Here is a 13453-nt window from a genome sequence, read left to right as displayed (position 1 = left end):
TCAGAACGGGCGCGAGCCGGAACAGGCGCCGAGTCAGAGCGGGCGGATCGGGACGACCAGCGGGGTGCCGGCCACCGGATCGGGGATGACCTTGGCGTCCAGCTCGAACACCTCGCGCAGCAGCTCCTCGGTGAGCACCTCGTGCGGGTTGCCCGAGGCGATGACCTGGCCGGACCGCATGGCGACCAGGCGGTCGGCGTAGCGGGCGGCGAGATTGAGGTCGTGCAGGACCATGACGACCGTACGCCCGCCCTCCTCGTGCAGGTGCCGGACCAGCTCCAGCACCTCGACCTGGTGCGCCAGGTCGAGGAACGTGGTCGGCTCGTCGAGCAGCAGCAGGTCGGTGCCCTGGGCGAGGGCCATGGAGATCCACGCCCGCTGCCGCTGCCCGCCGGACAGCTCGTCGAGCGGACGTTCCGCGAGGTCGGCGAGGCCCGTCATGTCGAGGGCCGCCGCGACCGCGCCCTCGTCGTCGGACGACCACTGGCGGTACCACGTCTGGTGCGGGTGGCGTCCCCTGGCGACCAGGTCGGCGACGGTCAGCCCTTCGGGGGCGGTGGGCGACTGGGGGAGCACGCCGAGGATCTTGGCCACCTCGCGGGTGGGGATCTTGTCGATGCGCTTGCCGTCCAGCAGCACCTCGCCGCCCTGCGGCTTGAGCAGCCGGCCGAGCGCGCGCAGCAGCGTCGACTTGCCGCAGCCGTTCGGGCCGATGATGGTGGTCACCGTGCCCGCCTCGATGCCGAGATCGAGCCCGTCCACGATGAGGCGGTCGCCATACCCGAGTTTGACGTCGGCGGCCTGCAGTCTCACTTTCGCGACCTCCAGATCAGGTGGATCAGGTAGGGGGCGCCCAGTACGGCGGTGACGATGCCGACGGGCAGCTCGATGGGGGAGAACAGGGATCTGGCGAGCAGGTCGGCGGCCGTGGTGAGCACCCCGCCGACGACCGCCGAGCACAGCAGCGGCGGCTGCCCGGAGCGGACCAGGCGCAGCGCGATCTGCGGCGAGGCCAGCGCCACGAACGCGATCGGCCCGGCCGACGCGGTCGCCACGGCGGCCAGCAGCACGGCGGCCAGGATCATCAGGGCCCTGGCCAGGTTCGTACGGATGCCGAGCGCGGTGATCGTGTCGTCGCCGAAGCGCAGGGCGTCGAGCGAGCGGGTGCCGAGCAGGGTGAGCGGCACCAGCACGACCAGGGCCAGCGCGGTCGGGACGACGTGCTCCCAGCCGCGGCCGTTGAGCGAGCCGCTGATCCACACCATGGCGCGGCCGGTGTCGTTGACGTCACCGACGGTCAGCAGCCAGAACTTGACGTTGGTGAAGACCGCGGCCACGCCGATGCCGACCAGCACCAGGCGGTAACCGTCGAGGCCGCGGCGCCAGGCCAGGCCGTACACGATGGCCGCGCCGATCAGGCCGCCCAGCAGGGCGAGCGCCGGGATGCCGAGGCCGGCCAGGAGGCCGCTGACGCCGCCGTACACGCTGCCGCTGAAGACCACGCCGGCCACCACCGTGACCGAGGCGCCGGTGGTGACGCCGAGGATCTCGGGGCTGGCGAGCGGGTTGCGGGCGATCGACTGGATGATGGCGCCGGACAGCGCGAGCGCGGCGCCGACGAGGGCGCCGGTGAGCGCGCGCGGCAGGCGCAGCTCCATGATGACGAAGTGGGCGGGGCTGCCCGCGTCGAACGTGCCGGCGAGCACCTCGGGCAGCGTCATGTCGATGTCGCCGATGCGCATGTTCAGGGCCATGAGCAGGGCGAGCAGCACGGCGCCCGTGACGGTGACGGCGACGCCGCGCAGCCGCAGCCGCCAGGACAGGCCGCCGAGTCGCAGGGGGAGGGTGGTCATCACAGGCGTACGGGCTTTCTGCGGCGTACCAGGGCGACGAAGAAGGGCGCGCCGAGCAGCGCGAGCACGACGCCCACCTCCAGCTCGCCGGGCGGCGCGACGACGCGGCCGATGACGTCGGCGACCAGCAGCAGGGCGGCGCCGATCAGCCCCGAGTAGGGCAGCAGCCACCGGTGGTCGGTGCCGGACAGCGGCCTGGCCAGGTGGGGCACGATGAGCCCGACGAAGGCGAGCGAGCCGCAGGCGGCCACCGCCGCGCCCGACAGCAGGGTGACGGCGGCGACGCCGACCGTGCGGGTCATGGCGATGTTCTGGCCGAGGCTGCGGGCGACGTCCTCGCCGAGGGAGAGCGCGTTGAGGCCGGGCGCGTTGATCATCGCGAGCGCTAATCCGGCCAGGATGAACGGCAGCACCTGCCACGCCACGTCGGCGCCCCTGGCGGCGATGGAGCCGGCCTGCCAGAAGCGGAAGACGTCCATCGCCTGCTCGTCGAGGAGCACGATGGCCGAGGTCAGCGCGTAGAGCAGGGCGCTCACGGCGGTGCCGGCGAGGGCCAGCGTGACCGGCGTGGGCCCGCCTCTGCCGCCCACCATGCCGAGCGCGAAGACCGCGACGCTGGCCACGAGCGCGCCCGCGAGGCCGAACCAGATGTAGGCGAGCAGGCTCGACGTGCCGAGCAGGATGATCGAGGACACCATGGCGAACGCGGCGCCCTGGGTGACGCCGAGCAGGCCGGGGTCGGCGAGCGGGTTGCGGGTGTGGCCCTGCATGAGGGCGCCCGCCACGCCGAGCGCGACGCCGGCCATGACACCGAGCGCGGTCCTGGGCAGCCGCAGGGAGCGGATGACGATGTCGTTCTCGGTGCCGGTCGGGGCGGTGATCGCGTGCCAGGCGTCGGCGAGCGGCACCGACTTGGACCCGATCGTGACGCTCAGCAGCACGCCGATCGCGACGGCCGCGAGCAGGACGGCGAGCAGGCCGAACCGGCGCCGCTGGATGCCGTGGAGGCGCGGGGCGACGGCGGTTGCGCTCACCCGATGTCCTCCTGACGTTTGCCCGATCCCGCTGAAGTATGCCAGCTTAGGCAGGGCTAACCTAATTTAGGCTTGCCTTACTTCGGGGAAAGGGATCTGATGAGACCGTTGCGCGTGCTGGTCGGCGCTGTCTTGCTGGTGGGACTGGCCGCCTGCGGTGGTTCGGCGGACCCTGGTCCCGCCCCTTCGCAGAGCGCGGCGCCGTTCAGGACCGTGCGGCACGCGATGGGGGAGACGGTCATCCCCGCGCAGCCCAAGCGGGTGGTCGCGCTCGACCAGAGCTTCGTGGACGCGGTGCTGACGCTGGAGACGCCGGTCGTGGGGTACACGACATACCGGTCGATCGACACGAAGCTGCCCGATTACCTCGGCCCGGTCGTCCAGAGCCATGGGCAGGAGGCGACCGCGGTCGGGACGCTGGAGCAGCCGAGCCTGGAGAAGATCATCGCGCTCAAGCCCGACCTGATCGTCTCGGCGAAGGTCAGGCACGAGGCGCTGTACGACCGGCTCTCGAAGATCGCCCCCACCGTGTTCAGCGAGACGACCGGGGCCATCTGGAAGGACAACCTCCGGCTCATGGGCCAGGCCCTGGGCAAGGAGGACCTCGCCGAGACGCGGATCAAGGCGTACGAGGAGCGCGCCGCCACGATCGGCGAGGAGATCAAGGAGAAGGAGGGCGAGCTGCCCACCATCTCGATCGTGCGCTTCGCCGGCGAGCCCACGACCCGCCTGTACGTCGAGAACTCCTACTCGGGCCTGGTCATGAAGGACGTCGGCTTCCCGCGCCCCGAAGGCCAGCCCACCGTCCAGGACGCCATCGCGGTGAACGTCAGCCAGGAACGCATCAGCGACCTCGACGCCGACCACATCTTCGTGGCGACCTACCCCGACCCGGCCTCCGACGGGCCGAAGGAGAAGTTCACCGGCAACCCGCTGTGGGCCAAGCTCAAGGGGAAGAAGCACGAGGTCAGCGACCTCACCTGGATGACCGCGGTGGGCATCCAGGGGGCGCAGGCGATGCTGGACGACGTGGCCGAGCTGTTCGGCGTCGACGCTAGCCGTTGATGAACCGGCGCAGCTCCTCAAGGTGCGGCTCGATGTCCAGCCCCTGGGCGGCCAGCCAGCCGGGGTTGCCGTAGGTGCCCTTGTAGCGGTCGCCGCTGTCGCACACCAGCGTCACGATGCTGCCCTGCTGACCGGCCGCCCGCATCTCCTCGATGAGCTGCACGCAGGCCGCCATGTTGGTGCCGGTGGAGCCGCCGACGTCGAGCCCGGTCACCTCGCGGGTCCAGTGCATGGCGGCGATCGAGCGGGCGTCCGGCACCGCGATCATCCGGTCGATGACCGTGGGCAGGAACGACGGCTCCACCCGGGGCCGGCCGATGCCCTCGATGCGCGAGCCGGGGGCCGTGACCGTGGTGTCGCCGGAGACCCAGCTCGGGTAGAACGCCGAGCCCTCGGGATCGACGACGGCCAGGCGGGTGGAGTGGCGGCGGTAGCGGATGTAGCGGCCGATGGTCGAGGAGGTGCCGCCGGTGCCGGCGCCCACCACGATCCAGGACGGCTCGGGGTGGGGCTCCAAGGACATCTGTGAATAGATCGATTCAGCGATGTTGTTGTTGCCCCGCCAGTCGGTGGCCCGTTCGGCGTAGGTGAACTGATCCATGAAGTGGCCGCCGGTCTCGGCGGCCAGACGGTGAGATTCGTCATAGATCGCGCCCGGATCGTCAACCAAATGACATTTCCCGCCGTAGAACTCTATGAGGTGACACTTCTCCGGCGACGTGGAGGCGGGCATGACCGCGATGAACGGAAGACCGAGCAACCGGGCGAAGTACGCCTCGCTGACGGCGGTGGACCCGCTCGACGCCTCGACGATCGTGGTGGTGGGGCCGATCCAGCCGTTGGCCAGGCCGTACAGGAAGAGGGAGCGGGCCAGCCGGTGCTTCAGTGAACCGGTAGGGTGCACCGACTCGTCTTTAAGATAAAGGTTTACGCCCCACTGCGGGGGCAGCGGAAAGACGTGCAGATGTGTGTCGCAACTACGGTTGGCGTCGGCCTCGACCTTGCGTATGGCCTCAGCCACCCAGTGGCGTGTACCCGTCTCATGCCGGTCCACGAATCTCATGGCCATACGCTATCCCATGTGACACTCGCCACTATTCCTGTGGAATTGGGTGGATAGTGTTATGATAATGAGTCTTGTCCGGCCGTGGACGTGACCATGCACGCCGCGAGCAGATGGACGTAACCCCTACTGACCACAGGCGGACCTCGCTAACGCGCCCCTTACCAAGGGCTTGCGATGATGGAACCGCCGTCAGGCGGCTTGTGCCGAAACGGGGGATAGCGCAAGGGGGAATGAATTGATCACCATGACCGATGAGCAGCGACAGGATTGGTTCGAGCGGGACGTCGTGCCCGTGACGTCGCAGCTGTTCGCCTCCGCCATGCGCCTGACCCGCAACACCGCGGACGCGGAGGACCTGGTGCAGGAGACGGTGGCGAAGGCGTACACGTCGTACCACCAGTTCCGCGAGGGCACCAACCTCAAGGCATGGCTGCACCGCATCCTCACCAACAACTTCATCAACGACTACCGCAAGAAGCAGCGCTCGCCCAAGCTGTCCGCCGCCGAGGACATCGAGGACTGGCAGCTGCACGCCGCCGAGTCGCACAGCTCCACCGGTCTGCGGTCGGCCGAGACCGAGGCGCTCGACCGGCTGCCCGACAACGTCGTCATGAACGCCCTGCGCTCCCTCCCCGAGGACTTCCGCGTGGCCGTCTACCTCGCCGACGTCGAGGGGTTCGCGTACAAGGAGATCGCCGAGCGCATGGGCACGCCCATCGGCACCGTGATGTCGCGGCTGCACCGCGGCCGCCGCCAGCTTCGGGGGATGCTGGAGGAGTACGCCCGCGAAGAGGGCGCCGTACGCCTGCCCGCGCAGCGGGCCGCCTGACTCACGTCTCCGTCCTCAGATGGAGGCGGACCCGTAACAGGCCGTCCTCCGCGCGCAGATCCACCCAGTCGCACAACTGCCTGCTGATCCAGAGCCCGTATCCCCGAGGGGATTCGGGCTCTGGTGGTATGTAGCCGGGCAACGGGTCGTCCAGCGCGCCTCCCGGGTCGGCGATCTCGCAGATCAGCTCGCCCTCACGCATCCACATCGCGACCGTGCCGTGGCCGGCGCCGTGCTCGACGCTGTTGGCGGCGATCTCGGAGACGCTGATCACCAGCGAGGTGATGAGGTCGTGGTTCATGCCCGCCGCCCTGGCGTAGTCGCCGACGCTCTGGCGCAGGCGTTTCAGCTCGCGTCCCGTGAAGCGGACGATCCGGGCGTCGGGGGCGGGGGCGGGCAGGGGCGCGTGGTCGTCGTCGAACGCCAGGTCGTGGGGGTGGACGAAGCGGGTGCTCGTCACCTCGCCGTCGGACCCGAGCAGCACCGGGTGGATGACCGGGCCGTACTCCACGACGGGCTCGGGGACCCGGCGCACGTCGTACGGGCACATCACGATCGCGGCCGCGCGGTGCAGGGCGGCGTTGAGCACCGAGTCGCACCGGATCAGCTCTCTGACGTCGCGCTCGCTCCTGTCCGTCCAGGCCGGCTCGCCGATCACCAGCGTGGGCCGGCCGCGGGTGTAGTCGTGGTAGGCGGCCAGCATCCGGTACGGATGGGCGTACCAGGCGGCGGGGGTGCGGCTGTCGATGCGGCCGGCGTTGGGCCCGAGCGCCGCGGCCAGCAGGCCGAGCTTGGCGGCGCCGGTGACGACCAGCACCCGCCTGCCTTCGTCCAGCGCGGAACGCACGCGCGGCGCGATCAGAGTCACGAAGGACTCCTCCGAGGAGTACGGCACCGCGACGTGCTTCAACGACCCACCGTCGGAACGTGCCCGGTCAGGGCGCACGGGCGAAACGTAGCAAGGCTAGGGGTGCTGTGCAACGGCTATGAGCGCCACTGCGGCCAGTGCGCAGACGACGCCGGTGATCTGGACGGTGCGCAACCGCTCGCCGAGCACCCGGTTGGCGAGCAGCAGCGTGCTGGCGGGGTAGAGCGAGACGAGTACCGCGACCAGGCTGAGCAGGCCGTCGCGCTGGGCGAGGAGATAGAGCACGTTGGCCGCCATGTCGAGCACGCCGGCCGCCGCGATGATGCCCAGCGAGCCCGGCACCGGCCTGAGCCCGCGCCTGGTCAGCAGGGCCAGCAGGGCGACGACCGACACCGACGACAGGCGGGCGCCGACCAGCGGCCACATGCCGGCGTCGTCGGGCGCCATGGCGAGCAGGATGAAGAAGCCGCCGAAGCCCGCGCCGGCGGCCAGCGAGATCAGCACCGAGCGCGGCGTGACCTTCCCGCCGCCCGAGCCGTCCTGGCTGACCAGCAGCACCGCGCCGAGCGCGAGCACCACGCCGACCAGCGCCCACGGGCCGGGACGGTCGCCGGTGGCCAGGCCGAACACGACCGGCAGCGCGGCCGAGGTGACCGCGGTCGTGGGGGCCACCACGGACATCACGCCGGTGGCCAGCGCCCGGTAGAACAGCACCAGCCCGGCCGCTCCCGCGAGGCCGGAGGCGAGGCCCCAGGAGAGCGCCTGGGCGCTGTACGTGCCGGGCAGCAGCGGCAGCAGGACGAGGACCAGCGCCAGACCCGCCGTCTGGGAGAGCACGACGACGGAGAGCACCTGCGAGCGCCGGGTGGCCAGGCCACCGAAGAAGTCGGCGGTGCCGTAGACGATGGCGCAGGCGGTTGCCAGGATGACGGTCACCAGGGGGAGTCCTCTCTGTTGCACTAATAGTGCAACATACAGAGTACAGTGCGCTGCACGAGACATTCACTACACTGCACTGACATGGAAGACCCCGAGCTGATCACCCAGGCCATCGCCAACAACGTGCGCGCCCAGCGCGCCCACCGCGGGCTCACCCTCGACGCGCTGGCCGCCAGGTCGGGCGTGAGCCGGGGCATGCTCGTCCAGGTCGAGCAGGGCCGCACCAACCCCAGCGTGTCCACCCTCACCCGCATCGCCTCCGCGCTCGGCGTCACCGTGGCCCGGCTGGTGGAGGTCGCCGACGTCCCCATGGTGCGGGTCGTCCAGAAGAGCGACGTGGTCACCTTCGACCAGGGCGACGTGCAGGCGCGGTTGCTGGTCGGCGCCGACATGCCGCTGATCCTGGAGCTGTGGGACTGGCGCCTCGCCCCCGGCGAGCACCACGACGGCGACGCCCACCCGCCCGGCACCCGCGAGATGCTCACCGTCCTGCAGGGCGAGCTGACGCTGACCGTGGCCGGCAAGAGCCACGTGGTCGGCGAGGACGCCGCCGTGCTCTTCACCGCCGACCGGCCCCACCGCTACGCCAACCAGGGCGATGCGGACCTCAGGTTCGTCATGGCCGTGGCCGAGCCGCGCGCCGCGAACGACGCCTGAGATCCCTGATCAATAAGCGCGAAAGCCCTCCGGATGACCCGGTGGAGTTTCATGATTACTCCATGCTTTGGACGGCTGAGGCCCGTGGCTGGGTACATCCCCAGTGTGCGCCGACCGTGCTCCGCGGCCCGGTGGGCGCGACGTCGGCAGGGGGTGACGTGTGAGTGAGGCTCGAGCGGCGACGGAGAAGCTCCAGGCGGAGCTTCATGGCCTGGGCGTCACCAGCGCTTACGAGGTGGGAGACGGCGAGACCATCTCGGTGTGGATAGGGCTGGTCGTACGTTATAGAGATGGTTTTTACCGTTGGCAGGAAGGACCGGTGAAACGTCGGCATCTGGGTACGGATCCGCTTGGATGTGCCATGCGCGTGGCGCGCCGCTTCCAGGAATTGCAGGCCGATATCCCACTCTGGTGGGACGACCTGGCCAGGGAACTGCGGGGGGTGCCGGTCCAGGACTATCCATAGGCCCCCGCATGCGGCGTTCCGGGGGGAAGCATGCGCGTATGGGCCTTGCCGCTGGCCCTGCTCGCGCTGGCCGTCTGCGTCACCCACGCGGTGCCGCGTCGTCAGCACCAGCACATGAAGGTCACACCCATCAAGCCCGCCACCATCGATCCCGTGACGTTCGCCAAACGGCTGGTGTCGATGCAGGCGGGCTGGCCGCGCAGCCGGAACTTCGACTGCTCCAAGCTCAAGTGCGTGGCACTCACCTTCGACGACGGGCCGGGCGAGCACACCTGGCGGCTGCTCGACCTGCTGCGCAGCCGTGACGTCAGAGCCACCTTCTTCGTCATCGGCCAGATGGTGGCGGCCGACAAGGGCGGCCACACCGTACGCCGCATCGTGGACGACGGTCACGAGATCGGCAACCACTCCTGGAGCCATCCGCCGCTCGCCGAGCTGCCGCCGCACCGGGTCAAGCAGGAGCTGCGGCACACCGAGCACATCGTGCGGCAGCTCACCGGGGTGCGGATGCGGGTGATGCGGCCGCCGTACGGGTCGACCGACGAGCAGGTCGCGGCCGAGACCAGGCGCGAGGGCCTGGCCCAGATCCTGTGGAACCTCGACACCCTCGACTGGCGTGACCGCGTCACCGAGACCGTCGCCAAAAGGGCGTCACACGCCAAGCCCGGCTCGATCGTGCTGCTGCACGACATCCACCGCACCACCGTGGACGCCATGCCGAAGGTGCTCGACACCCTCGCGAGGAGGGGCTTCACCTTCGTCACCGTCTCGGAGCTGTACGGCAGGACACCGTCACCGGGGAAGATGTACACCGAACGCTGAGGTGCCGGTGCCTCGTGGCACCCTTGACGTCATGGGATTCACCGGCTTCCCCGACGAGGCGTTCCTGTTCTACGAGGGACTCGAGGCTGACAACTCCAAGACCTACTTCGCTCAGCACAAGCAGCTCTACGAGGAGGCCGTGCGGGCGCCCATGCTGGCGCTGGCCGACGAGCTGGGCCCGGAGTTCGGCGAGGTCCACCTGTTCCGGCCCTACCGCGACGTGCGCTTCGCCAAGGACAAGTCGCCCTACAAGACCCACCAGGGCGCCTTCGTCGGCCTGATGCCCGGCATCGGCTACTACGTCGAGCTGAGCGCGGCCGGCGTCTTCGCCGCGGGCGGTGTCTACACCGGCGCGTCCGACCAGGTGGCCCGCTATCGCGCCGCGGTCGACGAAGACGTCTCGGGCAAGCCGCTGGCGGCGCTCACCGAGCGGCTGGTGACCGCGGGCTACGAGCTGATGGGCGACCGCCTCAAGACCAGGCCCAGGGGCTTCGACGACGACCATCCGCGCATCGGCCTGCTGCGCCACCGCTCGATCTACGCCGGGGTGCGGTGGGAGCCGGAGCCGTGGGTGCACACGCCCGAGGTGCGCGCGCGGGTCGAGCGCTCATGGCGCGCGTTCGGGCCGCTGGTGGAGTGGCTGTGCACGCACGTACGCGGGAGCGAGCTGTCCCGCCGCTGAGGGACCGCGGGGAGCAGCTGTGCGCGCACGTGCGCGGGAGTGCGCTGCCCCGCCCTTGCATGATCAGCGGGGAGCGGTGATCGTCACCTGGTCGCCTTTCAGTGTCCGGTCCACGGTCTGACCGGCGGCCGACGACGCGGCGGTGCCGGCGACCAGCACCAGGGCCGGCGCGGTGGGCCACGGCGGGCTGGACGGGATCACCACGGTGAACGTGGCAGTGGTGCCCCGCTGGTCCGAGCCGAGCAGCGGCGCGAGGCGGGTGGTGGGCGCGAGGGCGGCGCCCGGAAGAGCATTTCATCGCAGGTGGCCGAGCCGCCACGTTGACTGCCGTCACTGACCAGCCGCGCTTCGTCGGCGAAAAGCAAACGAAACGCGGCTTGCAGGGAATCGTGCGTCAGGCGCGCTTGGCGCGGGCCGCCGCCCGGCCGCGCGTGGCGGCGTCGAGCACGACCTTGCGGATGCGTACGTGGTCGGGCGTGATCTCCACGCACTCGTCCTCGCGGATGAACTCCAGCGCCTGCTCCAGCGACAACACCCGGGGCGGGATCACCTTCTCCGTCTCCTCGCTCGTGGAGGAGCGCATGTTGGTGAGCTTCTTCTCCTTGGTGATGTTGACGTCCATGTCGTCGGAGCGGGAGTTCTCGCCGATGATCATGCCCTCGTAGACCTCGGTGCCGGGCGAGACGAACAGCGTGCCGCGCTCCTGGAGGTTGAGCATCGCGAACGCGGTGACGGGGCCCGACCTGTCGGCGACCAGCGAGCCGTTGTTGCGGGTGCGCAGCTCGCCGAACCACGGCTCGTAGGAGTCGAACACGTGGTGCACCAGGCCGGTGCCGCGGGTCTCGGTGAGGAACTCGGTGCGGAAGCCGATCAGCCCGCGCGCCGGCACCACGAACTCCATGCGGATCCAGCCGGTGCCGTGGTTGGTCATGTGCTCCATGCGGCCCTTGCGCACGGCCAGCAGCTGGGTGACCGCGCCCAGGTATTCCTCGGGGCAGTCGACCGTCAGCCGCTCGACCGGCTCGTGCACCTTGCCGTCGATGACCTTGGTGACCACCTGCGGCTTGCCGACCGTCAGCTCGTAGCCCTCACGGCGCATCTGCTCGACCAGGATGGCCAGCGCCAGCTCGCCGCGGCCCTGCACCTCCCAGGCGTCGGGGCGGTCGGTGGGCAGCACGCGCAGCGAGACGTTGCCGACCAGCTCCTTCTCCAGCCGGTCCTTCACCATGCGGGCGGTCACCTTCGAGCCCTTGACCTTGCCGACCAGTGGCGAGGTGTTGGTGCCGATGGTCATCGAGATGGCCGGCTCGTCGACGGTGATCAGCGGCAGCGGGCGCGGGTCGTCGGGGTCGGCCAGCGTCTCGCCGATCATGATCTCGGGGATGCCGGCGATCGCGATGATGTCGCCGGGGCCCGCCTCCTCGGCCGGCTTGCGCTCAAGCGCCTGCGTCATCAGCAGCTCGGTGATCTTCACCCGCTGGATCGACCCGTCGGTGCGGCACCACGCCACCTGCTGGCCCTTGCGCATGACGCCCTGGTGGATGCGGCACAGCGCGATGCGGCCGAGGTAGGAGGAGGCGTCGAGGTTGGTGACGTGGGCCTGCAGCGGCGCGCTCGGGTCGTAGGTGGGCGCCGGGATCGTCGACTTGATGATGTCGAACAGCGGCTCGAGGTCCTCGGAGTCGGGCATGCCGCCGTCGTCGGGACGCTCCATCGAGGCCCGCCCGGCCTTGGCCGAGGCGTAGACGATCGGGAAGTCGATCTGCTCCTCGGTGGCGTCGAGGTCCATGAACAGCTCGTAGACCTCGTCGACGACCTCTTTGATGCGGGCGTCGGGCCGGTCGACCTTGTTGATGCACAGGATGACCGGCATCTTCGCGGCGAGCGCCTTGCGCAGCACGAACCGCGTCTGCGGCAGCGGCCCCTCGGACGCGTCGACCAGCAGCACCACCCCGTCGACCATCGACAGCCCGCGCTCGACCTCGCCGCCGAAGTCGGCGTGGCCCGGCGTGTCGATGATGTTGATGGTCATGCCGCCGTGCTGGACGGCGGTGTTCTTCGCGAGAATGGTGATGCCCTTCTCGCGCTCGAGGTCGTTGGAGTCCATGACGCGGTCGTCGACGTCCTGGTTGGCGCGGAAGGCCCCGGACTGCCAGAGCATGGCGTCGACCAGCGTGGTCTTGCCATGGTCGACGTGCGCGATGATCGCGATGTTCCGCAGGTCGTCGCGGCTGTTCAAAGGCATGATGACGTCTCGCTCTGTGTCGTGGGGGCGGCCGCGCGAAGTCGCGACCTCATAAGTCTAGTTGATCCCCTCGGCTGGCAGGCGCGAGCCGGGAACCTCCGCGACGGCTCGCGACTACATAGCGGCCTGCACAATCCTGCGCATGGCAAGTGCGGCCCGGATCCCTAGATTGGCGGCATGACCTGGACAGAGCTCGTGATGGCGGCGGCACCGATGCAGGGCGATCAGCCGGCGGTGAGCGACGTCAGGACCGGCGAGGTGCTGTCCTACGCGGCCTTCGCCAGACGGGTGACCAGAGCGGCGGCCGGGCTGCAGGCGCAGGGGCTGCGTTACGGCGAGCGGGTGCTCGTCGACGTCCCGCTGGGCGCGGCCCTGCCGGTGGCGGTGCACGCGGTGGCCTGGGCGGGCGGCATCGCCGTGCTCGGCAGCCACGGCGAGTCGCGCATCTCGATCACCTACGACCGCTACGACCCGGCCGCGGTCAAGGCCGACCTCGTCTTCTCCTTCCGTCCCGTCGCGGGCGCCCGGCCCTTCAGCGAGCTGGTGGGGCCGGCGGCGGTCGAGTTCGGCCCGCTGGCCGGGCCCGCGCTCACGCTCGACGGCACCCGGCTGCTCGACAACGCCGAGTTGGCGACCGACCTGCGCAGGCTCGCCACCCGCCTGGTCGTCGGCAAGGACGACCTGCTGATCAGCGCGGTCAGCGAGCCGTTCCGCGGCCTGCGCACGATCGATTTAGCGATGACGGCGGGCGCCCACGTCGTGGTGGCCCACGAGCCGAGCCTGGTGGGCTGCCGGGTGCTGGCGCAGGAGCGGCGGGCCACGGTGGTCGTCGCCCCTTACGACCTGGCCAGGAGGCTGCTGGGCGACCCCACCCTGCGGGTCGTCGACGAAAGGGCGGTCGTCAGTTCGCTTGGCCTGTGAAAAGTG

General features: G+C 70.1%; 15 protein-coding genes. 7 read left to right on the top strand and 8 right to left on the bottom strand.

The features are described 5' to 3' along the window. Positions 1-33: 33 nt before the first annotated feature. From AB0K12_RS18410 to AB0K12_RS18400, 3 genes are read right to left on the bottom strand one after another with little or no spacing between them, the layout of a single operon-like run. Positions 34-813 (bottom strand): ABC transporter ATP-binding protein, encoded by a 780-nt coding sequence (locus AB0K12_RS18410; protein WP_364562048.1) that lies wholly within the window; start codon positions 811-813, stop codon positions 34-36. Continuing rightward, positions 810-1853 carry an iron chelate uptake ABC transporter family permease subunit gene (locus AB0K12_RS18405; protein WP_364562045.1) on the bottom strand — a complete coding sequence of 348 codons (1044 nt, stop codon included), beginning with the start codon at positions 1851-1853 and terminating at the stop codon, positions 810-812. The genes AB0K12_RS18410 and AB0K12_RS18405 overlap by 4 nt, the downstream gene beginning before the upstream one ends. Beyond that, on the bottom strand, positions 1853-2887 hold the full coding sequence (locus AB0K12_RS18400; protein ID WP_364562042.1) for an iron ABC transporter permease: 1035 nt from the start codon (positions 2885-2887) through the stop codon (positions 1853-1855). The genes AB0K12_RS18405 and AB0K12_RS18400 overlap by 1 nt, the downstream gene beginning before the upstream one ends. A 99-nt stretch (positions 2888-2986) precedes the next feature. Between AB0K12_RS18400 and AB0K12_RS18395 the strand changes: the two genes are divergently transcribed. Continuing rightward, the gene (locus AB0K12_RS18395) at positions 2987-3952 is read left to right on the top strand and encodes an iron-siderophore ABC transporter substrate-binding protein (protein ID WP_364562040.1); all 966 of its coding nucleotides are present in this window, start codon (positions 2987-2989) and stop codon (positions 3950-3952) included. Here AB0K12_RS18395 and AB0K12_RS18390 read toward each other — a convergent pair. Then, positions 3942-5015, bottom strand: coding sequence for a PLP-dependent cysteine synthase family protein (locus tag AB0K12_RS18390; RefSeq protein ID WP_364562038.1), 1074 nt, complete (start codon positions 5013-5015; stop codon positions 3942-3944). The genes AB0K12_RS18395 and AB0K12_RS18390 overlap by 11 nt on opposite strands. Positions 5016-5262: 247 nt before the next feature. Between AB0K12_RS18390 and AB0K12_RS18385 the strand changes: the two genes are divergently transcribed. Then, positions 5263-5847, top strand: coding sequence for a sigma-70 family RNA polymerase sigma factor (locus AB0K12_RS18385; protein ID WP_345389138.1), 585 nt, complete (start codon positions 5263-5265; stop codon positions 5845-5847). Position 5848: 1 nt separating this feature from the next. Here the strand turns inward: AB0K12_RS18385 and AB0K12_RS18380 are convergent, their stop codons facing one another. Together AB0K12_RS18380 and AB0K12_RS18375 are read right to left on the bottom strand one after the other, a co-directional pair. After that, positions 5849-6742 (bottom strand): anti-sigma factor RsbA family regulatory protein, encoded by an 894-nt coding sequence (locus AB0K12_RS18380; RefSeq protein ID WP_364562696.1) that lies wholly within the window; start codon positions 6740-6742, stop codon positions 5849-5851. Positions 6743-6811: 69 nt separating this feature from the next. Further along, positions 6812-7651 carry a DMT family transporter gene (locus AB0K12_RS18375; RefSeq protein ID WP_364562034.1) on the bottom strand — a complete coding sequence of 280 codons (840 nt, stop codon included), beginning with the start codon at positions 7649-7651 and terminating at the stop codon, positions 6812-6814. Between the two features lie 84 nt (positions 7652-7735). Between AB0K12_RS18375 and AB0K12_RS18370 the strand changes: the two genes are divergently transcribed. The 4 genes from AB0K12_RS18370 (at position 7736) to AB0K12_RS18355 (ending at position 10281) form a co-directional block, all read left to right on the top strand. Further along, entirely contained in the window at positions 7736-8311 is a 576-nt protein-coding gene (locus AB0K12_RS18370; protein WP_364562031.1) for an XRE family transcriptional regulator, read from the top strand. 160 nt (positions 8312-8471) lie between these two features. After that, entirely contained in the window at positions 8472-8777 is a 306-nt protein-coding gene (locus AB0K12_RS18365) for a hypothetical protein (protein WP_355426970.1), read from the top strand. A 30-nt stretch (positions 8778-8807) separates the two neighbouring features. Next, positions 8808-9599 carry a polysaccharide deacetylase family protein gene (locus tag AB0K12_RS18360; protein WP_364369770.1) on the top strand — a complete coding sequence of 264 codons (792 nt, stop codon included), beginning with the start codon at positions 8808-8810 and terminating at the stop codon, positions 9597-9599. Between the two features lie 31 nt (positions 9600-9630). Next, entirely contained in the window at positions 9631-10281 is a 651-nt protein-coding gene (locus AB0K12_RS18355) for a DUF2461 domain-containing protein (RefSeq protein WP_364562026.1), read from the top strand. 63 nt (positions 10282-10344) lie between these two features. Here the strand turns inward: AB0K12_RS18355 and AB0K12_RS18350 are convergent, their stop codons facing one another. Both AB0K12_RS18350 and typA read right to left on the bottom strand, forming a co-directional pair. Continuing rightward, on the bottom strand, positions 10345-10482 hold the full coding sequence (locus tag AB0K12_RS18350; RefSeq protein ID WP_364562023.1) for a hypothetical protein: 138 nt from the start codon (positions 10480-10482) through the stop codon (positions 10345-10347). A 193-nt stretch (positions 10483-10675) separates the two neighbouring features. Further along, positions 10676-12526: a translational GTPase TypA gene (gene typA / locus AB0K12_RS18345; RefSeq protein ID WP_345389122.1), complete on the bottom strand. Its 1851-nt coding sequence runs from the start codon at positions 12524-12526 to the stop codon at positions 10676-10678. Positions 12527-12703: 177 nt separating this feature from the next. Between typA and AB0K12_RS18340 the strand changes: the two genes are divergently transcribed. After that, on the top strand, positions 12704-13447 hold the full coding sequence (locus AB0K12_RS18340; protein ID WP_364562018.1) for an AMP-binding protein: 744 nt from the start codon (positions 12704-12706) through the stop codon (positions 13445-13447). Positions 13448-13453 lie beyond the last annotated feature (6 nt).

The sequence above is a fragment of the Nonomuraea sp. NPDC049419 genome, from assembly GCF_040676995.1.
In the GTDB taxonomy this organism is placed as follows: Bacteria; Actinomycetota; Actinomycetes; order Streptosporangiales; family Streptosporangiaceae; genus Nonomuraea; species Nonomuraea salmonea.
Note: the sequence above shows the minus strand (reverse complement) of the source record. Positions and strands in the feature narration are given on the sequence as shown.

Excerpts from the sequence above, each read along its gene's own strand:
- AB0K12_RS18405 (WP_364562045.1), bottom strand. The coding sequence starts at position 1,853 with ATGACCACCCTCCCCCTGCGACTCGGCGGCCTGTCCTGGCGGCTGCGG.
- AB0K12_RS18395 (WP_364562040.1), top strand. The coding sequence starts at position 2,987 with ATGAGACCGTTGCGCGTGCTGGTCGGCGCTGTCTTGCTGGTGGGACTG.
- AB0K12_RS18390 (WP_364562038.1), bottom strand. The coding sequence starts at position 5,015 with ATGAGATTCGTGGACCGGCATGAGACGGGTACACGCCACTGGGTGGCT.
- AB0K12_RS18385 (WP_345389138.1), top strand. The coding sequence starts at position 5,263 with ATGACCGATGAGCAGCGACAGGATTGGTTCGAGCGGGACGTCGTGCCC.
- AB0K12_RS18370 (WP_364562031.1), top strand. The coding sequence starts at position 7,736 with ATGGAAGACCCCGAGCTGATCACCCAGGCCATCGCCAACAACGTGCGC.
- AB0K12_RS18360 (WP_364369770.1), top strand. The coding sequence starts at position 8,808 with ATGCGCGTATGGGCCTTGCCGCTGGCCCTGCTCGCGCTGGCCGTCTGC.
- AB0K12_RS18355 (WP_364562026.1), top strand. The coding sequence starts at position 9,631 with ATGGGATTCACCGGCTTCCCCGACGAGGCGTTCCTGTTCTACGAGGGA.
- typA (WP_345389122.1), bottom strand. The coding sequence starts at position 12,526 with ATGCCTTTGAACAGCCGCGACGACCTGCGGAACATCGCGATCATCGCG.
- AB0K12_RS18340 (WP_364562018.1), top strand. The coding sequence starts at position 12,704 with ATGACCTGGACAGAGCTCGTGATGGCGGCGGCACCGATGCAGGGCGAT.